The organism is Citrobacter sp. Ct235, from assembly GCF_030332305.1.
Classification (GTDB): domain Bacteria; phylum Pseudomonadota; class Gammaproteobacteria; order Enterobacterales; family Enterobacteriaceae; genus Citrobacter_A; species Citrobacter_A telavivensis.
Map to the genome: position 1 here is coordinate 240,834 of NZ_JAOWIC010000041.1, position 24,353 is coordinate 265,186.

Here is a 24,353-nt window from a genome sequence, read left to right on the forward strand (position 1 = left end):
GACTATTCTTAACTGGCTTCGATGAAATTCACGATCCCGCAGTGTGATTTAGAGGAGTTCTCAATGGAATCTAAAGATCCTATGTTTGAGCTGCTGAGCAGCCTGGAACAAATTGTTTTTAAAGAAGAATCATCAAGAATCACCCTGACAAATAAGCCAAGCCCCTTTAGCGAAGTTGAACAGCTACGACGAGGGAGTGGACTTAAAACAGATGATTTCGCCAGAGCGTTAGGCGTAACGGTTGCACTGGTACAGGAGTGGGAATCAAAACGCGTTAAACCCTCCAGTACGGAATTGAAGCTGATGCGCCTGATACAGGCTAACCCGGCATTGAGTAAGCAGTTGATGGAGTAGTCGACAATGATTAATGAACGGTCCTGATACAGGGCCGTTTTCTGACCACTTAACCCACCAGGAGCAAAATAACAGTTGCATCAACTGGCGTTACATGAGTTAATGCGTCCCACGGTTTGACGTACAGACCATTAAAGCAGTTTAGTAAGGTAGTCCCCTTCAAGAGTTATCGTTGATACCCCTCGTAGTGCGCATTTCCTTAACGCTTAAAAAATCTGTAGAGCACGCCATATCGCCGAAAGGCACACTTATTTTTTAAAAGGTAATACACTATGTCCGGTAAAATGACTGGTATCGTAAAATGGTTCAACGCTGACAAAGGTTTCGGCTTCATCACTCCTGACGATGGCTCTAAAGACGTGTTCGTACACTTCTCTGCTATCCAGAACGAAGGCTACAAATCTCTGGATGAAGGTCAGAAAGTTTCCTTCACCATCGAAAGCGGCGCTAAAGGCCCGGCAGCTGGTAACGTAACCAGCCTGTAAGCTTACATAAGCTCAGAATTCAAGATCCCTGCCAGACGGCGGGGATTTTTTTTATCTCTCTTTCACCTTTTGCCATCCCCATTCCCCTTCTTTGCATTACTTTACCTGTCCAGGCTTTGACCTTTCCCTAAGGGTAAGCTTTATAGTAAAAACCTTGTTTTACACATGGAATTGACACTATGTCCAGACTCCCTTTGTTCCTTACGTTAGGTTTACTCGCCAGCAGCACCGCATTTGCTGCATCACCAGAAGCCGCGTTCCTTGCCGAACATGGTCTTGCCGGTAAGTCAGTCGAACAGATCGTGGATACCATCGATCAAACGCCGCAGTCCCGTCCGCTACCGTATTCGGCTTCCATCACCAGTACCGAGTTAAAACTCGCCTCTGATGGGCAGATGTATACCCTGCCGCTGGGCGAAAAGTTTTATCTCTCCTTTGCGCCTTACCAACAACAGACGCACCCGTGCTTTAACCACAGCCTTTCCGGCTGTCAGGGTGAAATGCCGGATACCACGTTCAACGTTAAAGTGACGGATAAGAAAGGCGATGTGTTGATTCAGAAACCCATCAAAAGCTATCAGAACGGGTTTATCGGCGTCTGGTTGCCGCGCCACATCGAAGGGACAATAGAAGTGAGCTACAACGGCAAAACGGCGTCACACGCGATTGCCACGAAGGATGACAGCCAGACCTGTCTGACAGAACTGCGGCTGCAGTAAGTGCGCTGACGGCCCTGTCCAAACTGTACCCATAAAAAAACCTGCCCGGAGGCAGGTTTTTATTGCTGGCGCCACGCTTATTGCAGCAGCGAAATATCCGCTACGCGCAGGAACAGCTCGCGCAGTTTTTCAAGCATCGAGAGACGGTTAACGCGCAGCTCTTTATCCTCGACGTTCACCATCACTTTTTCGAAGAATAAATCAACCGGCTCACGCAGTTCAGCCAGTTCCACCAGCGCGTCCTGGTAACGGCCTTCGGTAAAGTACGGTTCAAGCTTGTCACGCAGCACGACAACCTGCATCGCCAGCGCGATCTCTTCCGGCTCTTTCAGCGTCGCGGCGTTAACACGCTCGTTCAGCGTCTCATCAGACTTCGCCAGAATGTTGGAAACACGCTTGTTGGCAGCCGCCAGCGCAGAGGCCGCTTCCAGAGTGCGGAAGTGGGAGACCGCCTTCATACGCGCATCGAAATCTGCCGGGCGAGTCGGACGACGCGCCAGTACCGCCTGGATGGTATCCACCGTGTAGCCTTCATCCTGATACCAGGCGCGGAAGCGGCCGAGCATGAAGTCGATGACGTCATCAACGACGTTAGCGTTGGTCAGCTTGTCACCGTACAGACGCACCGCTTCTTCGGTCAGCGTCTGCAGGTCGAGGTTCAGGTTCTTCTCAACGATAATGCGCAGCACACCCAGTGCAGCACGACGCAGGGCGAACGGATCTTTATCCCCTTTCGGGTGCTGACCGATACCGAAAATACCCGCCAGGGTATCCATCTTGTCCGCAATCGCCAGTGCGCAGGCAACCGGGTTAGACGGCAGGTCATCACCGGCAAAGCGCGGCTGATACTGTTCATTCAGAGCAACAGCGACATCTTCCGCTTCACCATCGTGACGGGCGTAGTGCATGCCCATCACGCCCTGGGTGTCGGTGAACTCGAAGACCATGTTGGTCATCAGGTCACACTTCGACAGCAGGCCCGCACGGGTAGCATGGTTAACGTCTGCGCCAATCTGACCAGCAATCCAGCCCGCCAGCGCCTGAATACGATCGGTCTTGTCGCGCAACGTACCCAGTTGCTGTTGGAACAGCACGGTTTGCAGACGCGGCAGATTGTCTTCCAGACGTTTTTTACGGTCGGTATTAAAGAAGAACTCGGCATCCGCCAGACGCGGGCGCACCACCTTCTCGTTACCGAAGATGATTTGCTGTGGATCTTTCGATTCGATATTCGCAACGAAGATAAAGTTCGGCAGCAGTTTGCCGTCGTTGGCGTAGACCGGGAAGTACTTCTGGTCACCTTTCATGGTGTACACCAGCGCTTCAGAAGGTACCGCGAGGAATTTCTCTTCGAATTTCGCCGTCAGTACGACGGGCCATTCCACCAGCGAAGTCACTTCTTCCAGCAGACTTTCGCTCAGATCGGCATTCCCGCCAATGGTGCGCGCCGCGTCTTCCGCATCCGCTTTGATTTTGGCTTTACGCTGTTCGTAGTCGGCAATGACCTTACCGCGCTCCAGCAGGATCTGCGGATACTGGTCGGCATTGTCGATGGTAAATTCCGGCTCGCCCATAAAGCGATGGCCGCGAATGACGCGATCGGACTGGATACCCAAAATGGTTGCCGGAATGACTTTGTCGCCCAGCAGCAGGGTGACGGTGTGTACCGGACGCACGAAGTGCACGTCGCTCGCTCCCCAGCGCATCAGTTTCGGGATCGGCAGTTTCGCCAGCGACGTGGCTACCATGTTCGGCAGCAGTGCTTCGGCGCTTTCGCCTTTCACGAGCGCACGATACAGCAGCCATTCGCCTTTATCAGTCGTCAGGCGCTCGGCCTGATCAACGGTAATGCCACACCCCCGAGCCCAGCCTTCTGCTGCTTTGCTCGGTTTGCCTTCGGCATCAAATGCCTGGGCAATCGCCGGACCGCGTTTTTCAACTTCGCGATCGGGCTGGGATTCTGCCAGATTAGCGATTTTCAGCGCCAGACGACGCGGCGCCGCAAACCATTCGACTTGACCGTGCGCGATGCCGGCGTTGTCCAGCTCCGCAGTCACATTCGCAGCAAAAGATTCCGCCAGGCTGCGCAGGGCTTTTGGTGGCAGCTCTTCAGTGCCGATTTCCACCAGGAAAGTTTTCTCAGACATGGCCGCCTCTTATTTGTCTTTATTGCACATCGGGAAGCCGAGGGCTTCACGGGACGCGTAGTAAGCTTCTGCCACCGCTTTGGTCAGGGTACGAATGCGCAGAATGTAGCGCTGACGTTCAGTGACGGAGATGGCCTTACGCGCATCCAGCAGGTTGAAGCTATGGGCGGCCTTCAGAATACGCTCGTAGGCAGGCAGCGGCAGTGGGGTTTCCAGCGCCAGCAGTTGCTGCGCTTCTTTCTCGTACTGCTCAAAGCAGGTGAACAGGAAGTCCACATCCGCGTATTCAAAGTTGTAGGTGGATTGCTCCACTTCGTTCTGATGGAACACGTCGCCGTAAGTGGTTTTACCCAACGGGCCGTCGCTCCAGACCAGGTCGTAAACGCTGTCTACGCCCTGAATGTACATCGCCAGACGTTCCAGACCATAGGTGATTTCACCGGTGATCGGCTTACATTCCAGTCCGCCAACCTGCTGGAAGTAAGTGAACTGCGTCACTTCCATCCCGTTCAGCCACACTTCCCAGCCCAGACCCCAGGCACCCAGCGTTGGGTTTTCCCAGTTATCTTCCACGAACCGAATGTCGTGAATGGTGGGGTCCATGCCCAGCTCTTTCAGCGACCCGAGATACAGCTCCTGGATGTTGTCCGGAGAGGGCTTAATCACCACCTGGAACTGATAGTAGTGCTGTAAACGGTTTGGGTTTTCGCCGTAGCGTCCATCAGTGGGACGACGAGAAGGTTGCACATACGCGGTTGCCATCGGTTCTGGCCCCAACGCGCGCAGGCTGGTCATCGGGTGCGAGGTACCTGCGCCCACTTCCATGTCCAAAGGTTGAACAATGGTGCAGCCCTGACGAGCCCAGTAATCCTGTAATGTCAGGATCAGGCCCTGGAAGGTCTTGGTATCAAACTTTTGCATAGTATTTCGTGCTGGATACGTGTGGTTTTAAAAGGAAGGGATCAGTATACCCGCTGACTGCAAGATATACAGTACGAAACGGGAAAAAGGCAGGGCTCAGCGCATGGAAAGATGTAAAAACTGCCCATCCGCGTCAAAAGAGCAGACAAAACTCTCTTTACGGAAGGTAGCACCGCGCATCTCATAACTCCCCTGAAATTGTTCAAAGCCCGTGACATCAATTTTCTGCGTGCCGGTGTTATAGCGCCGCGCAGCCTGATCCTTGCACAACGCTTCCATATCCAGCGTGCGCGTGGGGCTGACTTTCGCTTTCTGCGCCTTTTGCATCGGCGGTTGTTGAGAGGTTGTACATCCTACCAGCAGAAGCATCACCATTGCTGGAAAGAAAGATTTCATCATCATTTTATTACCGCCTAATTTACTGATCAGTCTTATTATTATTACGTTCGGTGTGGCAGACGCATTTTGCGAATCTCATCGGACCATCACAAGCTTTAGTGTAAAAACTCAGATTAATCCAGCGAGACAGGCTGACAAAATGTGAGTCAGAGCATTTTTGAAACGAAAACAGAGGAACTGATGCAGCCCAAAATTTTCTGGATTGATAACCTGCGAGGGATCGCCTGTCTGATGGTGGTGATGATTCACACCACAACCTGGTACATTACAAATGCACAGAGCGTCAGTTCCGTTAACTGGGATCTTGCCAACATACTGAATTCGGCATCCCGCGTCAGCGTACCGCTGTTTTTTATGATTTCGGGCTATCTCTTTTTTGGCGAGCGCAGCGCGCAATCGCGCCATTTTTTACGCATCGCGCTGTGCCTGCTGTTCTACAGCGCCGTCGCCCTGCTCTACATCACGCTATTTACCTCGATTAACGCCGGACTCGCCTTAAAAAACCTGCTGCAAAAGCCGGTGTTTTATCACCTGTGGTTTTTCTTCGCGATTGCCGTAATCTACCTGGTCTCACCGCTGATTCAGGTAAAAAACGTCAGCGGCAAAATGCTGCTGGTGCTGATGGTGGTCATTGGCATCCTCGCCAACCCAAACACCGTGTCGCAAAAAGTGGGCGGGTTCGAGTGGCTCCCCATTAATTTGTATATCAACGGCGATACCTTTTACTACATTCTGTACGGAATGCTGGGGCGCGCCATTGGCATGATGGAGACGCAAAAAAGTGCGCTTTCCTGGCTAAGCGCGGGGCTTTTCGTGGTTGCGGTGTGGGTCATATCTCGTGGGACGCTGCATGAATTGCAGTGGCGCGGTAATTTTGCCGATACCTGGTATCTCTATTGCGGGCCGATGGTTTTTATCTGCGCCGTCGCACTGCTTACTCTGGTCAAAAACACGCTGAACACGCAAACCGTCCCTGGCCTGGGATTGATCTCCCGCCATTCGCTCGGCATTTATGGTTTTCATGCGCTCATTATTCATGCGTTACGCACTGGCGGACTGGACATCAAACGCTGGCCACCGCTGGATATACTGTGGATCTTTAGCGCCACCCTCGCAGGCAGTTTACTGCTTTCAATGCTGTTACAACGATTCGATACGCGCAGACTGGTCAGTTGACGTTGAAATGCCCGGTCTTTTGAACCGGGCATTGGGGGGAAATTAGGCCGAACGCCGTTTCAGGCGGCGAAGCAGATAGCAGACCAGACAGCACCACAGCAATGTGATCTCCTTTTATTTAACCCGAACCACGCGTACGAATCCCTGCAAACCCACGCACAGCGCCACGAGATAGACGGCCCGTTCACTCAGCGAAAGCGGCGCATTGATGATCCCAACCAGAAATAAGCCAAGCGTAATCAGCGCCACCATTTGACATGTGGAGACTAAGCGGTCGTCGAGTTGCTCGCGCATTGCCTCACGCAGATAAACGTACGTAACAAACATTGCGGTCACCAGGATACTGAGAAAATAGCCCTTTCCGCTCAGTGACGGACATGCCATCCATAAGCCGATAACGTAAGTCGATGTGCCTGAAATGAGCAACAACCATGAAATCAACGTTGAGCTGTTCACTGAATCCCCTTATCCAATAGGGAATCAGAGTAGGGACAACCCCGTAAAGACAACAACGAAAAATATTGTCAGCAGGAGAATTCAGAATTCATTCATGCGATTAATCTATTATTTTGATTTTCTTATCGATTAGATAAATCCCTCCTGCGACCAGGAGGGATTCAGGCTCAGGACATGAGTGGAAGTAATTGCTGATAAAGACGACGGAAGATTGCGCGGCGCTGTTGATAAACGCTATGACGTTGCGCATCGGGCATGTGCGTCTGCTCAAGCGAGAGTTGTGGCAGCAGTTCCACTAACGATCTCTCCGGGCTCATCGCTATTTGCGCCAGACGGGCGGCTCCCAGCGCCGGCCCCACATCGCCACCGGTGCGATAATCCAGTTGCAGACCGCTGATATCCGCCAGCATCTGCCGCCAGTACGCGCTGCGTGCACCACCGCCGATCAGCGTGATGCTACGCGGCTTAACGCCACAGGCATGTACCACGTCCATCCCGTCAGCCAACGCATAGCCGACCCCTTCCAGCACCGCGCGCGCCAGTTCAGCAGGCCCATGCTGATGGGTCAGACCAAAGAAAACGCCTTTCGCCTGAGGATTGTTATGCGGCGTGCGCTCACCTGAAAGGTACGGCAGAAACCAGATGGGGTCTGCGGCATCATCAGCCTGCTGCGCCGCATCAATCAGCGCCGGCACCGTCACCAGACCGGTTAACGTCGCCGCCCAGTCCAGACAGGAGGCCGCACTTAACATCACCGACATCAGATGCCAGCGCTCAGGCAACGCATGGCAAAAACTGTGTACCGCGCTTTCGGGCTTGCTCAGGAAACCGTCGCTAACGGCAAAATAGACGCCGGACGTCCCCAGAGACAGCATGGCCTGATCGGCGTTGAACATTCCCACGCCCACCGCACCTGCGGCATTGTCGCCACCACCCGCAACAACAGAAACCGCAGGCATATCCCACGCCATTGCGACATCAGGCAGCAACCTGCCGGTAATCTCACTCCCTTCGAATAGCGCAGGCATATGGTCACGAGTCAGGCCACAGGCATTCAACATCACGTCACTCCAGTCACGTTTTTCCACATCCAGCCACATCGTTCCCGCGGCATCAGACATGTCGCTGGCAAACTCACCCGTCATGCGTAAACGCAGATAGTCTTTTGGCAGCAGCACTTTCGCTACCTGGCGGAAAACCGCAGGCTCGTGACGCTGTACCCACAGCAGCTTCGGTGCTGTGAATCCAGGCATCATCAGGTTACCGGTGATAGCCCGCGACTGCGGCACCATTGACTCCAGCAACGCGCACTCCTCGCCACAGCGTCCGTCATTCCACAGAATGGCCGGTCGCAGTACCTGCTGCTGGCTGTCGAGCAACGTCGCGCCGTGCATCTGCCCGGCAATCCCCAGCGCTTTTACTTTGCTTAATGAATGCTGTTTGCCCAGCGCCTTCAGGGCGCGGTCCGTCGCCAGCCACCACTGTTCGGGATCTTGTTCCGACCAGAGCGGATGAGGACGGGAGACAGTGAGTTTTTCCGTTTGCGATGCGACCACCTCGCCTTGCTCATTGAGCAAAATCGCTTTCACGCCCGAGGTGCCAAGATCGATCCCGATATACATAAAGTGGGTTCCTTAAACTGAAAATGCCCGGTGACACAATGCTCACCGGGCCTGTAAAAAACAACCGACCGGGAAAGCACTGCGTCACCCGGTGACGTCGATTACTTATCGAACAGGTAATGATTCACCAGGTTTTCCAACTGCTCCTGATGGCCGCTCTGATGTACCGGTGCCAGGTTGTGCTGTTCAGCATAATGCGCCAGTTCGCTTAGCGACATCTGTCCTTTCAGGATCTGCTGACCCAGTTCGCTACTCCAGCCGGCATAACGCTTCGCGACGCGCTTATCCAGTTCGCCACCCTCAATCATGCGTGCCGCGATTTTCAGCGACAGTGCCATCGTGTCCATCGCGCCGATGTGGCCATAAAACAGATCGTACTTATCTGTACTCTGACGGCGCACTTTGGCGTCAAAATTCAGACCACCGGTGGTGAAACCGCCAGCTTTGAGAATTTCATACATCACCAGCGCGTTCTCTTCTACGCTGTTCGGGAACTGGTCAGTATCCCAGCCCAGCTGTGCGTCCCCCCGGTTAGCATCCACAGAGCCGAACAGACCCAGCGCAATTGCCGTCGCGATTTCGTGGTGGAATGAGTGGCCCGCCAGCGTCGCGTGGTTAGCCTCGATATTCAGTTTGATCTCTTTTTCCAGACCGAACTGCTTGAGGAAGCCGTAAACGGTCGACGCATCGTAGTCATACTGATGCTTGGTCGGTTCCTGTGGTTTCGGCTCGATCAACAGCGTGCCCTGGAATCCCGTTTTGTGTTTGTGCTCAACCACCATCTGCATGAAACGGCCAATTTGCTCACGCTCCTGACGCAGGTCGGTATTGAGCAAGGTTTCGTATCCTTCACGTCCCCCCCACAGCACGTAGTTTTCACCGCCCAGTTTGTGCGTGGCATCCATCGCTGTCACCACCTGAGTGGCCGCCCAACTGAAGACTTCCGGATCCGGGTTCGTGGCCGCCCCGGCGCCATAACGTGGGTTGGTGAAACAGTTTGCCGTGCCCCATAGCAGCTTCACGCCGCTCTGTTCTTGCTTCTCAGCCAGCACATCCACCATTTGAGCAAAGTTATTTTTGTACTCTTTTAGCGACGCGCCTTCCGGCGAAACATCAACATCGTGGAAGCAGTAGAACGGAACATGCAGCTTGTGGAAGAACTCAAACGCGACATCAGCTTTACGCTTCGCCAGCGCCAGCGCATCGCCCGGTTGCTGCCACGGACGATTAAACGCCCCAACACCAAACATATCAGCCCCGTTCCAGCAGAAGGTGTGCCAATAGCAGGCCGCAAAACGCAGATGATCTTCCATCCGTTTGCCCAGAACGATCTCATCAGGATTGTAATGACGGAATGCTAACGGATTAGTGGATTGGGAACCTTCATAACGAACGCGATCGAGTTGGTCAAAATATGCCTGCATAATGAACTCCATAATCAGGAAATACGGCGGTGATAGGTCATGCCGTAATATTGGTCACTCTATTCCCGTTGCTCAATTATGTTATTTCACACTGCTATTGAGAGAATTCACAAGTGTGCGCCACCTCGCAAAATAAAAATATCCATTTGCAAAAAATGGGTACTCTGCTGGCATAAATGCAACATCCAGTCCCCACGGTAAAAAGTAAGATCCTGGTCATAATTCAGGAAATAAACCAAATTTCGTAACCGCAAGATAAAAATCTGTAATTGTCTTCCCCGTATGAATTGCTAAATTCTGCAACGTCTTATGCTGTGATTGTTACTTTTATTGTTGCTCCCTCTAACAAAAGGCATCACGATTATGAAGATGAAGAATCTCTTACTCACTGTCTGCACCTCCCTTTTGCTTACCAGCGTGGCGGGACATGCCAAAGAAATTAAAATCGGCATGGCGATTGATGACCTGCGCCTCGAGCGCTGGCAGAAAGATCGCGATATTTTCGTCAGCAAAGCCGAATCGCTTGGCGCTAAAGTCTTTGTGCAATCCGCGAACGGGAATGAAGAAACCCAGATGTCGCAGATTGAAAATATGATCAACCGAGGGGTGGATGTCCTCGTTATTATTCCTTATAACGGACAAGTATTAAGTAACGTGGTTAAAGAGGCGAAACAGGAAGGTATTAAAGTTTTAGCTTATGACCGCATGATCAATGACGCTGACATTGATTTCTATATTTCATTTGATAACGAAAAAGTGGGTGAGTTACAGGCTCAGGCATTAGTTGAGCGCGTCCCTCAGGGAAATTATTTTCTGATGGGCGGTTCGCCGGTCGATAATAATGCCAAACTCTTCCGTGCCGGGCAGATGAAAGTCTTAAAACCGTATATCGATTCCGGAAAAATAAAGGTGGTGGGCGATCAGTGGGTTGACGGTTGGCTGCCGGAAAATGCGCTGAAAATAATGGAAAACGCCTTAACCGCGAACAATAACAACATTGACGCGGTTGTCGCCTCCAATGACGCAACGGCAGGCGGGGCGGTTCAGGCGCTCAGTGCGCAGGGGCTTTCAGGGAAAGTGGCGATTTCAGGTCAAGACGCCGACCTTGCGGGTATCAAACGCATTGTCGCAGGAACACAAACCATGACCGTCTATAAGCCGATTACGCTGCTGGCCAATACCGCCGCCGAAATCGCCGTAGAACTGGGCAACGGACAGCAACCTAAAGCCGACGCTACGTTAAATAACGGTCTGAAAGATGTCCCTTCCCGCTTACTGACGCCGATTGACGTTAACAAAAACAACATCAATGAGACCGTGATTAAAGACGGATTCCATAAGCAGAGCGAACTGTAAGCGCAGCGCCCCGGCAACCGCTGAGGGCGCGCATTTCCCATCACGCCGGGATCTCTCATTGGCTACTGCGGAGTCGCTATGTCCTGTCTACTTGAAATGAAGAACATCACCAAAACCTTCGGTGTCGTCAAGGCGATTGATAACGTCAGCCTCAGACTGAATGCCGGTGAAATTATTTCATTATGCGGCGAGAATGGCTCGGGTAAATCGACGCTGATGAAGGTGCTGTGCGGTATTTATCCCCATGGTAGTTACGAAGGTGAAATTACATTTGCCGGAGAAACGCTACAGGCCAACCATATTCGTGATACCGAACGCAAAGGGATTGCCATCATCCATCAGGAGTTAGCACTGGTTAAACACTTAACCGTGCTGGAGAATATTTTCCTCGGCAGCGAAATAAGCCGTCATGGCGTGCTTGATTACGACATGATGACCCTGCGCTGCCAAAAATTGCTCAATCAGGTCAGCCTGGCTATTTCTCCCGATACCCGGGTAGGCGATCTGGGACTTGGTCAGCAACAGTTGGTTGAAATTGCGAAAGCGCTGAATAAACAGGTGCGCCTGCTGATTCTGGACGAGCCGACAGCGTCACTCACCGAGCAGGAAACGACCGTGCTGCTGGAGATCATCCGCGATCTGCAACAGCACGATATCGCCTGCATCTACATTTCACACAAGCTGAACGAAGTGAAGGCCATTTCCGACACGATCTGCGTGATCCGTGATGGCAAGCATATTGGCACCCGCGACGCGGCTGGCATGAGCGAAGACGATATCATCACCATGATGGTTGGTCGCGAGCTCACCGCACTCTACCCCAGCGAACCTCACACCATGGGTGAAGAGATTTTACGCGTTGATCATCTCACTGCCTGGCATCCCGTCAATCGCCATATTCGCCGCGTGAATGACGTCTCCTTCTCGCTTAAGCGCGGTGAAATTCTGGGGATCGCCGGTCTGGTGGGCGCAGGACGCACAGAACTTGTTCAGTGTCTGTTTGGCGTATGGCCCGGACGCTGGGAAGGTGAAGTCGTGATTGACGGCCAGTCCGTCAATATCCGCAACTGTCAGCAAGCCATCGCCCACGGGATCGCCATGGTCCCGGAGGACCGTAAGCGCGATGGCATTGTGCCGGTCATGGCGGTGGGGAAAAACATTACTCTCGCCGCGCTCGATCAGTTTACCGGCAAGGTGAGCCAGCTAGACGATGCAGCCGAACACAAATGCATCCTCGAATCCCTGCAACGTCTGAAAGTCAAAACCTCCTCTCCTGAGCTGGCGATCGGACGTCTGAGCGGCGGGAATCAACAAAAAGCGATTCTGGCGCGCTGCCTGTTGCTCAACCCGCAAATTCTCATCCTTGATGAGCCCACCCGGGGTATCGACATCGGCGCGAAATATGAAATCTACAAGCTCATTAACCAGCTCGTTCAGCAGGGCATCGCCGTTATCGTCATCTCGTCGGAACTGCCCGAAGTTCTGGGGCTCAGCGACCGCATTCTGGTGATGCACGAAGGAAAACTGAAAGCCAACCTGGTCAATCATAACCTGACGCAAGAGCAGGTGATGGAAGCCGCTTTGAGGAGCGAACATCATGTCGAAAAACAATCCGTCTGAAGTCAAACTCACCGCCCCACTGACGGGCGTTTTTCCCGGGGTTAAATCGCTAAATCTCCAGGTGTTCGTGATGATCGCGGCCATCATTGTGATCATGCTGTTCTTTACCTGGACAACGGACGGTGCGTATCTCAGCGCACGTAACGTCTCCAACCTGCTCCGCCAGACCGCGATTACGGGGATCCTGGCGGTCGGCATGGTGTTCGTCATCATCTCAGCGGAAATCGATCTCTCTGTCGGTTCCATGATGGGGCTGCTGGGGGGCGTCGCGGCTATCTGTGACGTCTGGCTGGGCTGGCCGCTGCCGTTTACCATTATTGTAACGCTGGCGCTGGGGTTACTGCTCGGCGCCTGGAATGGCTGGTGGGTCGCCTACCGCAAAGTCCCGTCGTTTATTGTGACTCTGGCCGGGATGCTGGCGTTTCGCGGTATCCTGATCGGCATCACCAATGGTACAACCGTATCGCCGACCAGTTCTGCTATGTCGCAAATTGGGCAAAGCTACTTATCCAATGGGTTGGGCTTCACCCTCGGCGCGATCGGTTTGATGGCGTTTATCGGCTGGCAGTGGCGTGGACGCATGCGTCGGCAGTCCCTGGGGCTCGGCGCCCCGGCATCAACCAGCGTCGTGGGTCGCCAGGCGTTGACCGCCATCATTGTGTTAGGTGCCATCTGGCTACTGAATGATTATCGCGGCGTGCCGACGCCTGTTCTGCTGCTGGTGTTTTTGCTGCTCGCCGGGATGTTTATGGCCACGCGAACCGCATTTGGCCGACGTATTTATGCCATCGGTGGCAATCTGGAGGCCGCCCGGCTTTCCGGCATTAACGTCGCGCGGACCAAGCTGGCGGTATTTGCCATCAACGGTCTGATGGTGGCGATTGCCGGGCTTATCCTCAGTTCGCGTCTCGGTGCCGGGTCGCCATCAGCGGGAAATATCGCTGAACTGGATGCCATTGCCGCCTGCGTCATTGGCGGAACAAGCCTGGCTGGCGGTGTCGGCAGCGTCGCAGGCGCAGTCATGGGCGCATTTATTATGGCTTCTCTGGACAACGGAATGAGTATGATGGATGTCCCAACGTTCTGGCAGTACATCGTGAAGGGCGCAATTCTGTTGCTGGCAGTGTGGATGGATTCGGCGACAAAACGCCGCGCCTGAACTGCAGAAAAATAGGGCTATTTTCATGCCGGTCACACCTGTCCGGCATTGTCGTTTATGAAAGATTGAGCAGAGACAGAAACATGTTTGATAAACGTCACCGTATTACCCTGTTATTTAATGCCAACAAAGCCTACGACCGTCAGGTTGTGGAAGGGGTCGGTGAATATCTACAAGCCTCGCAATCCGAATGGGACATCTTCATAGAGGAGGACTTCCGCGCCCGTATTGATAACATCAAAGAGTGGTTAGGTGACGGCGTTATTGCTGACTATGACGACGACGAGATCGCGCGATTGTTAGTTGATGTCCATGTGCCCATCATCGGTGTCGGAGGCTCCTATCATCTGGCGGAAAATTATCCCCCCGTCCACTACATTGCCACCGATAACCATGCCCTCGTTGAAAGCGCCTTTCTGCACCTGAAAGAAAAAGGCGTCAACCGTTTTGCCTTTTACGGCCTGCCCGCCTCCAGCGGAAAGCGTTGGGCTGCTGAACGCGAGCATGCCTTCCGCCAGTTGGTGGCGGAGGAAAAGTATCGTGGCGTGGTGTATCAGGGACTGGAAACCGCGCCGGAACTCTGGCAACACGCACAGAATCGGCTGGCAGACTGGCTGCAAACCCTGCCGCCGCAGACGGGCATTATAGCGGTCACCGACGCCCGCGCTCGTCATGTGCTTCAGGTCTGCGAACACCTGCATATTCCGGTACCCGAAAAGCTGTGCGTCATTGGCATTGATAATGAAGAACTAACCCGCTATCTGTCACGGGTTGCGCTGTCGTCGGTGGCTCAGGGCGCGAGGCAAATGGGCTATCAGGCGGCAAAGCTGCTGCATCGCCTGCTGGCAAATGAGGAACTGCCGCTTCAGCGCATTCTGGTCCCTCCGGTACGCGTTGTTGAGCGCCGTTCGACAGACTATCGTTCCCTCTCCGATCCCGCCGTCATTCAGGCGATGCACTATATCCGTAACCACGCCTGCAAAGGCATTAAAGTGGATCAGGTTCTGGATGCGGTCGGAATTTCACGTTCTAATCTGGAGAAGCGGTTTAAAGAAGAAGTGGGGGAGACCATTCACGCGGTGATTCACGCGGAAAAGCTGGAGAAAGCGCGCAGCCTGTTGATTTCCACGACGCTGTCGATCAACGAAATCTCGCAGATGTGCGGCTATCCTTCACTGCAATATTTCTATTCTGTCTTTAAGAAAGAGTACGACACTACGCCGAAAGAGTATCGCGATCTGAACAGTGAAGTGTTGGTGTGATGCGGTAAGGTAGAAACAAAAACGCCTTCTTTGCAGAAGGCGTTCGGGATTACATATGAGCTGCGATTAATCGCTGGTTATCCTGGTACATCGCGAACAGATAGTTGTTGTAACTCTGTCCCTTCGTTGAATAACCCTTCAGCTTATGAATCATCGCCGTCGCCGTCACTTCCTGATCCGCTTTACGCAGCTGTGCGCGCGATTTACGGAAAGAGGCGTAAGCCGGATGCGTGTTCAGGTTGATCACATAGGCGTTGACCGACTCTTTGACGGAATCGAACTGAGAGTAACCTTTCACTTTACCTGGCGCATTGTTACAACTCCCTTTCGCACACTTCATGCCGAACAGGTTGTTATTGCTACGCGCAAGCTTAGAGGTACCCCAACCGCTTTCTGCCGCAGCCATCGTCGCCACCATACTGGTCGGGATAATGTCTACGCGTTCCAGCAACGTATTCCACGGAATGCTCCGCGTATTGCCAGACCATTTCACCTTGTAGCGCTTCGCGATGTCTTTCATACGCGCACGCTCGGTCGGTGACCAACGGTTCTGATACTGCTTTGAGATCAGCCAGTTACGATCGGCCGTGATCGCAGCATTTTGACTGGTAATATAAGGCATAACGGTCCGGAGAAACGCTTTTTTTCTTGGTGTTCCGGAAGGGTATTTTCGCAAATCAGGAAGTGAACTGCTCTTTGCACTATTGCGAGAATACTCTTGTTTACTGCTTACCTGTTTATGACTTGTCTTGGTTACGTGGGACTTCTGACTCGATGTTGTTGTGTGCGTCTTTGCCAGCACCTCACCCGAAAATACCATGGTGAGTAACATAAGAATCATTGCCCCATATCGTCGCATGGGAGTCAATATCATTAGGTCTCCTGGTCGGATTGAATCATTCCAACACCTTTTATTTTTCACAATTTTGAGATTCGAATCTCAAATCATATCAAAAATAGCGATCAAGAGCACCCTAATGAATAGGCCAATTCCGAAACCGTGTCACGCATAAACTATCCCGCGAGGGACTAATTCGAAAGATTTGTGGTGGTTATCGCAAATCAAGGCTATTTTTTGCCCTAAATCACTCATCCGTACCCCTCATCCTGATTGAATGCGGTTGAAGGATGAGTTTCGTCAGCGGGTTCTCAGGCAAACTGATTAAAATCGCCGCAAAAAGGACCGCATCATGAAACTTGCCGCCATTGCCCTCGCGCTGCTGCCAGGTATCGCGAGCGCCGCAACATGGACGTCTCAGGGCTTCCCCGCCTTTACCGCCGAGGGAACCGGTAAGTTTGCCAGCCACGCTGAGCTGACAAAGGGTACACGCTCATTAACGCTAAATTTTGACCAACAGTGCTGGCAGCCGGCTAACGCGATAAAACTCAATCAGATGCTTTCGCTGATCCCGTGCGAAGGCGCCCCGCCGCAGTGGCGCCTGTTCAAAGACGGCAGTTACACGCTGGAAATCGATACCCGCTCTGGCACGCCAACATTGATGATTACGGTGCCGCGCGAGGCCGAACCGACAGCAGATGTGGTGCGCCAGTGTCCGACGTGGGAGGGTTCGCCACTGACGTTAGAGGTCGCACAGACCTTCCCGGAAGGCAGCGTGGTGCGCGATTTTTACAGCGGACAGACCGCCATGGTTAAAAACGGACGAATAACCCTGCAACCCGCTCCGGCCAGTAACGGTCTGTTACTGCTGGAACGGGCTGAGACCGATGCGTCTGCTCCGTTCGACTGGCACAACGCCACGGTCTATTTTGTGCTGACCGACCGTTTCGAGAACGGCGATCCCTCGAATGACCAGAGTTACGGTCGCCATAAAGACGGCATGGAGGAAATCGGCACGTTTCACGGCGGCGATTTGCGCGGTCTGACCCGCAAACTGGATTATCTGCAACAGTTGGGCGTGAATGCGTTGTGGATAAGCGCGCCGTTCGAACAAATCCATGGCTGGGTGGGCGGCGGCACAAAAGGCGATTTCCCGCACTATGCCTATCACGGTTATTACACCCAGGACTGGACCACCCTTGATGCCAACATGGGCAGTGAGGACGATCTGCGCGCGTTGATTGACGGCGCACATCAGCGTGGGATCCGCATTCTCTTTGATGTGGTGATGAACCATACCGGCTACGCGACGCTTGCAGATATGCAGGAATATCAGTTCGGCGCGCTCTATCTTTCTGGCGATGAGCTGAAAAAAACGCTCGGCGATCGCTGGACAGACTGGAAACCCGCTGCCGGACAAAGCTGGCACAGCTTCAATGATTACATCAACTTTAGCGATAAGGCCGCCTGGGAAAAATGGTGGGGGAAAGCGTGGATCCGTACTGATATTGGCGATTACGACAACCCTGGCTTTGACGATCTCACGATGTCGCTGGCTTTTCTGCCGGATCTGAAGACCGAGTCGACGATCCCCTCCGGCCTGCCGGTGTTTTATCAACACAAAACCGATACACGCGCAAAAGCCATTGAAGGCTACACGCCCCGGGATTATCTGACCCACTGGCTGAGCCAATGGGTGCGCGATTACGGTGTCGATGGATTTCGCGTCGACACCGCGAAACACGTCGAACTTCCGGCCTGGCAACAGCTAAAAACGCAGGCCAGCGCGGCGCTGGTGGAGTGGAAAAAAGCCAACCCGGACAAAGCGCTCGATGATAAGCCGTTCTGGATGACCGGCGAGGCCTGGGGCCACGGCGTGATGCAAAGCGATTACTATCGCCACGGCTTTGACGCCATGATCAACTTTGACTATCAGGAGCAGGCTGCAAAAACAGTCGATTGCCTGTCTGGTATGGATCTCACCTGGCAACAGATGGCGGAAAAATTACAGGGTTTTAATGTGCTGAGCTACCTCTCTTCGCACGATACTCGCCTGTTCCGCGAAGGTGGTGATAAAGCGGCTGAGTTGCTGTTGTTAGCCCCCGGTGCCGTTCAAATATTCTATGGTGATGAATCCTTACGGCCTTTCGGTCCTACGGGTTCCGATCCGTTACAGGGCACGCGTTCAGATATGAACTGGCAGGATGTCAGCGGTAAATTAGCCGACAATGTCACCCACTGGCAGCGCCTCGGTCAGTTCAGAGCCCGACATCCGGCCATCGGCGCAGGCCGACAAACCACGCTCTCACTCAAACAAGGGTACGGTTTCGTGCGCCAGCACGGCGACGACACCGTAATGGTCATCTGGGCGGGTCAGCGCTAACGTGAACCGGCGTCTGAGGGTTGAAACCCCTCAGACGCCACAGAACAAAACGCCACCTTTATGAAAATTATAAGCGCAAAACGCCAAAACACGCATTTCAGCTCGATTTGCACCCTGCCAGTGCTAGCGTTAAGGTAACCCACTTCGACTCAGCGTTTGACAGACCATCCGTTATGACATTTTCACTTTTTGGCGACAAATTCACCCGCCATTCAGGCATTACCCGCCTGATGGAGGACCTCAATGACGGTTTACGCACCCCTGGCGCAATCATGCTGGGCGGCGGAAATCCGGCACAAATCCCGGCGATGCAGGATTACTTCCATACGCTCCTGACTGAGATGCTGGAAAACGGCAAACTCACTGATGCGCTTTGCAATTATGACGGTCCGCAGGGGAAAACCGAGCTGCTGACCGCGCTCGCTTCGCTACTCCGTGAGAATCTGGGTTGGGATATCGAACCGCAGAATATTGCACTAACAAACGGCAGTCAGAGTGCATTTTTCTACTTGTTTAATCTTTTTGCTGGCCGTCGCGCCGATGGGACCACCAAAAAGGTACTATTCCCTCTTGCGCCGGAATACATCGGCTATGCGGATTCCGGGCTGGAGGAGGATCTGTTCGTTTCGGCGCGACCGAATATTGAACTGCTGCCAGAGGGCCAGTTCAAGTATCACGTTGACTTTGAACATCTGCGCATTGGCGAAGAGAGCGGGATGATCTGCGTCTCCCGACCAACCAATCCGACGGGTAACGTCATCACAGATGAAGAGCTGATAAAACTCGACACGCTTGCCAACCAGCACGGTATTCCGTTGGTGATTGATAATGCCTATGGCGTACCGTTCCCGAGTATTATTTTTAGCGAAGCGCGTCCGCTGTGGAATCCCAACATTGTGCTGTGCATGAGCCTCTCCAAGCTAGGCCTGCCTGGCTCACGCTGCGGCATCATCATCGCCAATGAAAAAATCATCACGGCTATCGCCAATATGAACGGCATCATCAGCCTCGCGCCCGGCGGGATTGGACCGGCGATGATGTGCGAGATGATTAAGCGCAACGACCTGATGAGACTGTCAGAAACGGTTATCAAGCCGTTTTACTTACAGCGCGTTCAGCAGACTATTGCGATCATCCGCCGCTATTTACCTGAAAATCGGTGCTTAATTCACAAACCTGAAGGGGCGATTTTCCTCTGGTTGTGGTTCCAGGACCTGCCCATCACCACCGAACTGCTCTACCAGCGCCTGAAAGCACGTGGTGTGCTGATGGTACCGGGACATTACTTCTTCCCGGGGCTCGATAAGCCCTGGCCGCACACGCACCAGTGTATGCGTATGAACTATGTTCCCGATCCGGAGAAAATTGAAGCTGGGGTAAAAATTCTGGCTGAAGAGGTAGAACGCGCCTGGGCGGAAAATCAGTAACGCTGTCCCGGCCCAACCAGGCCGGGTGACGCGCTTATAAAGGCTGAGCGTGTAAACGCTGACGTTGCACGCTCGCCGCATCCAGACAATTCAATGCCCCCGTCGGGCAAGCCTCCACGCAGGCAGGTCCCGTATCACGATGCCAACAGAGATCGCATTTCACTGCCTGTACGCGCGAGGTTTGCGCGACGACGTTCATTGCGCCGAACGGGCAAGCCAGCATGCAACTTTTGCAGCCAATACAGTGCGCCTGTTCAACAAAAATATGTCCACGATCGCGACGAATGGCCTGGGTCGGGCAGACATTGGCACACGGCGCATCTTCACACTGGTGGCAGGCAACGGCGGTGGTGAACGTATTTTCCTTAATAACCCGGATGCGTGAGACAAAATGTCCTGCTGACACCGCGGCACAGTCCTGATTCTCCTGATGCGAGACCACGCATGCGACTTCGCAGGTACGACAGCCAATACACTTTGCCGCATCCGCCATGATAAACCGGTTCATTGCTCCCTCCCTCCGCCGTAAAACCACAGAGTGCCAGAGAGAATGACGCGGCTGCCTTGATCAAACAAGGGAAATGGTCGAATTTTGTCAGATGCCTGAAACGTTCAGGGGATTCGCCTTATGTTTGCGACTCGTTTTCTGCCTGACATATAAAAAAAACCCTGGGCGTTGACGTCCAGGGGTAATAATCCGCAGGCGACATCACGCTACGGAATAAGCTGGCACTCGATTGAGTGATACCTATATTTGATAATCTGCCTCATCTACCACACTGTAGAGCGGTTGAATATTATCCAGTGCCAGTATGTATCCGCTTCCTTTTACGCTGACGATGGAATGCTGGGGTAATCCCAGCAAATATAATTTGTTGTTGAGATTTTTTACCATCGTAGACAAACGCTGTGTCGAAGCACTTAATTCATTTTTTTCCCAGACGTTGACGAGTAACTCATCTTTTGAAACATAATGGGTCCGGGCGTTCAGTAAAAGATAAACAAACAAGCGTAACATCGTGTGGTTAAAAAATACGCCACCAAATGCAATTACACTGTCCATTTTATTTACCGGAAGCCTGAAAATTCTCGACTCATTGATGTCAAAAAATATTTCCCGACCTATCATAAATCCATGTAACTGGTATTCCATCATTACATACTCACGTTTTACTGAACTATCGATAGCTAAACATGTGTAAGTCCTTGTAGATATTGTCTTACGCAAGTTTAAAAAAAATAGAGTTAATTTCAATAGATACCTGAAGCGATCATTTTAATCTCGCTATTGGTAAAGTGCAGAATGAATAGCTGAAGGATAAATCCAGACACTGTTAAATAATATCTAAAAACAAATTATCAGAGCATCACTCTATTTCAGTGTGAATATTCGACGGCGCAAGTTAAACGGGCATATTTATCACAAACTACAGTTTAATATGCTGTATGGGTCAACTATGCTTCATGGAGAGGGGAGTGACTCCCGGCAACAGGCAGTTCCGGGACAATTACCATTACAGTGTAGTTCTCTTATCAGAATAGCGGTAGAAATATGCCGAATGGCAGCGGACCTCGAATTTACACAATCCCAGGCCGGGGTAATGGCCACCATCCGGCAAGTCTTCTCACGTCTTTAGAAGCGCCAGCTCACACCTGACAGGAAGGTGAAGCTATCGTCACGATCGATCATCGGGCTGTCTTTAATTTCATCCGGCAGCACGCTGTAAGCCGCGCTCGCCATCAGAACAATATTGTCGGTGACGGGGTATTTCGCGGTCAGACTGACGTAAGGAACCCAACTGTCCTGCGCGGAATAACGGTCTAAGCCGCTGTGGCGGGATTCGCTACCTGAAACACCATAATAGTAATTGTTAAAATTTTCATCGTAGTAGAAAACGCCGACGGATGGGATCAGAGAAAGTTGGCCGACAGGAATTTTGCGGAACAGCGATAATTCCCCCATCCAGCCGTTGCTGTTATCCAGGACATCGGCGGCGGCAGAGACCTTCACGCTGCCCCAACTTTCATGGTGATACCATGCCGCGCCCGCCATTATTGTGCTGTCGCGCTTGTCGAGCTTTTTCATGGCGTGGTCGTCGTTATCAGAAGGATCAAATTCCAACGGCATCCAGGAGGCGGTCACGCTAAATTCATTTTGTTCACTCTTAGACAAAATGTAGCCCAGAGCGGTCTGCCGGACATAGAATGATTCACCTTCATAGCTAATGAGGGGAATGGCATGGGTATTTTCATTATACCCACGATAAGGAGATTCATTATATACCGCACCCGCACCGATGGATAATTCTGAAGCTGATGCACTGGCGATAAAGGAGAAAGCAAATAGTGCTACTATATTGCGTTTAATTAACATGCCGACATTCCATTTAAAATAAGCCACAAATCGTCGGAAATAATAATGCTTACAAATTCTTCGGTGCAAGGCCCATATTTATATAGTAATATATAAAAACTTATATATATTGAGCTGCTGCGATGAATAAATTACAACTCAAGCACCGGGAGTTAAAGATCATTTCGGTAATAGCTGCCAGTGAAAACATCAGCCATGCTGCTACCGTGCTTGGCATCGCACAGGCCAATGTCAGCAAGTATCTTGCTGATTTTGAATCAAAAATCGGTCTTAAGGTCTTTGACAGGACGACCCGGCAACTCACCTTGACGCCTTTTGGCGTGGCGCTCCTGCCCTACATTAATGACATGCTCGACAGAAACGAGCAGCTTAACCATTTCATTGCTGATTATAAGCACGAAAAGCGGGGACGGGTAACAGTGTACGCGCCGACAGGCATCATCGCTTACTTGTCTAAACACGTCATTGCGCAAATCAACGATATTGGCGACATCACTTTGTCGCTGAAAACGTGTAATCTTGAGCGGAAAGCCTTTTTTGAAGGCGTTGAATTCCCTGATGACTGTGATGTGTTAATTACCTATGCCCATCCCAAGGACGAATCGCTGGTTGCCAGCTTTATCACCAAATATGCAGTAACCGCTTTCGCCAGCCCCACTTATCTTGAGATGCATCCTATTCATCAACCTGACGATCTTGAGCATCATTCCTGTATTCTGATTGATTCTATGATGATTGATGACGCTAATATCTGGCGGTTTAACGTCACCGGGAGTAAAGAGATTCGTGATTATCGCGTCACGGGAAATTACGTTTGTGACAACACCCAGTCGGCGCTGGAACTGGCGCGTAATCATCTGGGCATTGTCTTTGCCCCTGATAAAAGCGTACAAGGCGATCTCCAGGCCGGTACGCTGGTACCTTGCTTTCCTGCACAAAATGAGTGGTGGCTGGACCTGGTTGCAATCTTCCGAAAGCGGGAGTACCAGCCCTGGCGAGTGCAGTATGTGCTTGATGAAATGCTGCGTGAAATACGCAACCAACTTGCTCAAGCACACTTGTTGCGGCCCGAGCAAGCATCCGTCAACGACAATTAATGGTCGAGATAGAGGTAATGTACCCAACTGGTCATACGTAACAGTACTTTACGCATGACAGAGACATGGCTGAAATGGTCGGAGTAGACTGCTACCTGCGCATAGATCCCATCCGGTAATGTGCTTAAATCAGCATGTTCGTTCAACTCAATCGTCGCAATGACGCCTTCCGATCCCGGCACCGTATTCAGCGACTGCAACGTCCCGCCAGCCTGGTACGTCCCGCCCGGCACCACGGGGCTTATCGCAGCCAACTTACCGCTGAATACTTTGCCCGGTAAGGCATTAAACACCACTTCCGCTTCATCGCCTGGCGCCAGTCGCAACAGCGAGTTCTGGCGGAATTGCGCGACAATTTGCCGCTTCTGAGCAGGAATAAATACCATCACCGGGCGCAGGGGCAACGAGGCTGCATAGGTTCCCGGGCGAATCAGCACCTGAGTCACATAGCCATCACTCGGCGCGCGGACGATGGTCTGTGCAAGGTTATATTCCGCCTCGGCCAGCTGCGCTTTCAGACTGGCAATTTGCGAATGCTCACCCAACACCTGGCTGTCTAACTGGCTTTGAATCTGCTGTTGCTCCGCCGCTGACGATTTCACCGAGGCTTCTTGCGCCAGATAGTTCTGCCGCGCAACATCAATATCTCTCTCAGAAAACGGATTCACCTTCGCCTGACTCCCCTGTGCATAGCGTTGATACTCTTTCGCAAACTTGTCCCGCGTGGCTTTTGCCTGCTGCGTATTAGCGGCCATTTCATCCAGTTCAGCACCCAACGCATGCTGCTTATGCTGCGCCGTCACAATATCCGCCAACAGACGATCCACCCGGGCCTGATAGCGCGTGGGATCAAGCCTGAACAACACCTCACCTTTTTTAATCAGCGTATTTTTCTTGTCCGTCACTTCAATCACCATGCCGGTGACCTGCGGAACAACAGGAATAGACACCACCGCTTTTTGCGCGTTAAACGTATAGGGGTGGTTATAATTCATTAATAAGATTAAGCCGCTGACAATAAATATCCCACCCAGCGCCGCTGTCGGGATCGTCCATTTATTGGCGGGAATTTTGAAGATCTTAAAAATCGCCCATGCGAAAGCCACATAGGTCAGGATAATCAGTAAATCCATA

General features: G+C 52.2%; 22 protein-coding genes. 11 read left to right on the plus strand and 11 right to left on the minus strand.

Features of this window, described 5'->3' with window-relative positions:
• Positions 1–63: 63 nt before the first annotated feature.
• The 3 genes from OGY35_RS07895 to cueP all read left to right on the plus strand — a co-directional run bounded on the left by OGY35_RS07895 (position 64) and on the right by cueP (position 1,558).
• Positions 64–354: an HTH-type transcriptional regulator gene (locus OGY35_RS07895; RefSeq protein ID WP_152400524.1), complete on the plus strand. Its 291-nt coding sequence runs from the start codon at positions 64–66 to the stop codon at positions 352–354.
• A gap of 272 nt (positions 355–626) precedes the next feature.
• Complete coding sequence (cspE, locus tag OGY35_RS07900) at positions 627–839, plus strand: transcription antiterminator/RNA stability regulator CspE (RefSeq protein ID WP_004126446.1); 213 nt, start codon at positions 627–629, stop codon at positions 837–839.
• Between the two features lie 179 nt (positions 840–1,018).
• Positions 1,019–1,558, plus strand: coding sequence for a copper-binding periplasmic metallochaperone CueP (gene cueP, locus OGY35_RS07905; protein ID WP_286631935.1), 540 nt, complete (start codon positions 1,019–1,021; stop codon positions 1,556–1,558).
• 77 nt (positions 1,559–1,635) lie between these two features.
• On the opposite strand, the gene glyS is transcribed toward cueP, so the two are convergent.
• The 3 genes from glyS to OGY35_RS07920 all read right to left on the minus strand — a co-directional run bounded on the left by glyS (position 1,636) and on the right by OGY35_RS07920 (position 5,028).
• The gene (gene glyS, locus OGY35_RS07910; RefSeq protein WP_286631936.1) at positions 1,636–3,705 is read right to left on the minus strand and encodes a glycine--tRNA ligase subunit beta; all 2,070 of its coding nucleotides are present in this window, start codon (positions 3,703–3,705) and stop codon (positions 1,636–1,638) included.
• Positions 3,706–3,714: 9 nt separating this feature from the next.
• The gene (gene glyQ, locus OGY35_RS07915; protein WP_042323214.1) at positions 3,715–4,626 is read right to left on the minus strand and encodes a glycine--tRNA ligase subunit alpha; all 912 of its coding nucleotides are present in this window, start codon (positions 4,624–4,626) and stop codon (positions 3,715–3,717) included.
• Positions 4,627–4,722: 96 nt separating this feature from the next.
• Complete coding sequence (locus OGY35_RS07920; protein WP_286631938.1) at positions 4,723–5,028, minus strand: YsaB family lipoprotein; 306 nt, start codon at positions 5,026–5,028, stop codon at positions 4,723–4,725.
• 177 nt (positions 5,029–5,205) lie between these two features.
• Here OGY35_RS07920 and OGY35_RS07925 point away from each other — a divergent pair, with 177 nt between their 5' ends.
• Positions 5,206–6,201, plus strand: a complete 996-nt coding sequence (locus OGY35_RS07925) for an acyltransferase (protein ID WP_286631939.1) — start codon at positions 5,206–5,208, stop codon at positions 6,199–6,201.
• A 114-nt stretch (positions 6,202–6,315) separates the two neighbouring features.
• Here OGY35_RS07925 and yiaB read toward each other — a convergent pair whose 3' ends face one another.
• From yiaB to xylA, 3 genes are all read right to left on the minus strand, one after another.
• On the minus strand, positions 6,316–6,657 hold the full coding sequence (gene yiaB, locus OGY35_RS07930; RefSeq protein ID WP_286631941.1) for an inner membrane protein YiaB: 342 nt from the start codon (positions 6,655–6,657) through the stop codon (positions 6,316–6,318).
• A 167-nt stretch (positions 6,658–6,824) separates the two neighbouring features.
• Entirely contained in the window at positions 6,825–8,279 is a 1,455-nt protein-coding gene (gene xylB, locus OGY35_RS07935; RefSeq protein WP_286631942.1) for a xylulokinase, read from the minus strand.
• Positions 8,280–8,380: 101 nt separating this feature from the next.
• Positions 8,381–9,703 carry a xylose isomerase gene (xylA, locus tag OGY35_RS07940; protein WP_152400538.1) on the minus strand — a complete coding sequence of 441 codons (1,323 nt, stop codon included), beginning with the start codon at positions 9,701–9,703 and terminating at the stop codon, positions 8,381–8,383.
• A gap of 363 nt (positions 9,704–10,066) precedes the next feature.
• Here xylA and xylF point away from each other — a divergent pair, with 363 nt between their 5' ends.
• The 4 genes from xylF (at position 10,067) to xylR (ending at position 15,100) form a co-directional block, all read left to right on the plus strand.
• Positions 10,067–11,059, plus strand: a complete 993-nt coding sequence (xylF, locus tag OGY35_RS07945; protein WP_042998578.1) for a D-xylose ABC transporter substrate-binding protein — start codon at positions 10,067–10,069, stop codon at positions 11,057–11,059.
• Positions 11,060–11,137: 78 nt separating this feature from the next.
• Complete coding sequence (locus OGY35_RS07950) at positions 11,138–12,679, plus strand: xylose ABC transporter ATP-binding protein (RefSeq protein WP_152400540.1); 1,542 nt, start codon at positions 11,138–11,140, stop codon at positions 12,677–12,679.
• Positions 12,657–13,838 (plus strand): xylose ABC transporter permease XylH, encoded by a 1,182-nt coding sequence (xylH, locus tag OGY35_RS07955; RefSeq protein WP_152400541.1) that lies wholly within the window; start codon positions 12,657–12,659, stop codon positions 13,836–13,838. Before OGY35_RS07950 ends, xylH begins: the two co-directional genes overlap by 23 nt.
• 83 nt (positions 13,839–13,921) lie before the next feature.
• A complete protein-coding gene (xylR, locus tag OGY35_RS07960) occupies positions 13,922–15,100 on the plus strand; it encodes a D-xylose utilization transcriptional activator XylR (RefSeq protein WP_152400543.1) in 1,179 nt (392 codons plus the stop codon).
• 49 nt (positions 15,101–15,149) lie between these two features.
• Here the strand turns inward: xylR and OGY35_RS07965 are convergent, their stop codons facing one another.
• Positions 15,150–15,974 (minus strand): protein bax, encoded by an 825-nt coding sequence (locus tag OGY35_RS07965; protein ID WP_152400545.1) that lies wholly within the window; start codon positions 15,972–15,974, stop codon positions 15,150–15,152.
• Positions 15,975–16,290: 316 nt separating this feature from the next.
• On the opposite strand from OGY35_RS07965, the gene malS reads away from it, so the two are divergent.
• Both malS and avtA read left to right on the plus strand, forming a co-directional pair.
• A complete protein-coding gene (malS, locus tag OGY35_RS07970; protein ID WP_286631943.1) occupies positions 16,291–18,321 on the plus strand; it encodes an alpha-amylase in 2,031 nt (676 codons plus the stop codon).
• 173 nt (positions 18,322–18,494) lie between these two features.
• Positions 18,495–19,748 carry a valine--pyruvate transaminase gene (gene avtA / locus OGY35_RS07975; protein ID WP_286631944.1) on the plus strand — a complete coding sequence of 418 codons (1,254 nt, stop codon included), beginning with the start codon at positions 18,495–18,497 and terminating at the stop codon, positions 19,746–19,748.
• Positions 19,749–19,782: 34 nt separating this feature from the next.
• Here the strand turns inward: avtA and OGY35_RS07980 are convergent, their stop codons facing one another.
• From OGY35_RS07980 to OGY35_RS07990, 3 genes are all read right to left on the minus strand, one after another.
• A complete protein-coding gene (locus tag OGY35_RS07980) occupies positions 19,783–20,256 on the minus strand; it encodes a 4Fe-4S dicluster domain-containing protein (protein ID WP_152400551.1) in 474 nt (157 codons plus the stop codon).
• Between the two features lie 240 nt (positions 20,257–20,496).
• A complete protein-coding gene (locus OGY35_RS07985) occupies positions 20,497–20,904 on the minus strand; it encodes a winged helix-turn-helix domain-containing protein (protein ID WP_226991609.1) in 408 nt (135 codons plus the stop codon).
• Between the two features lie 477 nt (positions 20,905–21,381).
• The gene (locus OGY35_RS07990; RefSeq protein ID WP_152400553.1) at positions 21,382–22,122 is read right to left on the minus strand and encodes a MipA/OmpV family protein; all 741 of its coding nucleotides are present in this window, start codon (positions 22,120–22,122) and stop codon (positions 21,382–21,384) included.
• A gap of 122 nt (positions 22,123–22,244) precedes the next feature.
• On the opposite strand from OGY35_RS07990, the gene OGY35_RS07995 reads away from it, so the two are divergent.
• Complete coding sequence (locus OGY35_RS07995; protein WP_286631946.1) at positions 22,245–23,219, plus strand: LysR family transcriptional regulator; 975 nt, start codon at positions 22,245–22,247, stop codon at positions 23,217–23,219.
• On the opposite strand, the gene OGY35_RS08000 is transcribed toward OGY35_RS07995, so the two are convergent.
• Positions 23,216–24,352 carry an HlyD family secretion protein gene (locus tag OGY35_RS08000; protein WP_286631948.1) on the minus strand — a complete coding sequence of 379 codons (1,137 nt, stop codon included), beginning with the start codon at positions 24,350–24,352 and terminating at the stop codon, positions 23,216–23,218. The genes OGY35_RS07995 and OGY35_RS08000 overlap by 4 nt on opposite strands.
• Position 24,353: the final 1 nt, after the last annotated feature.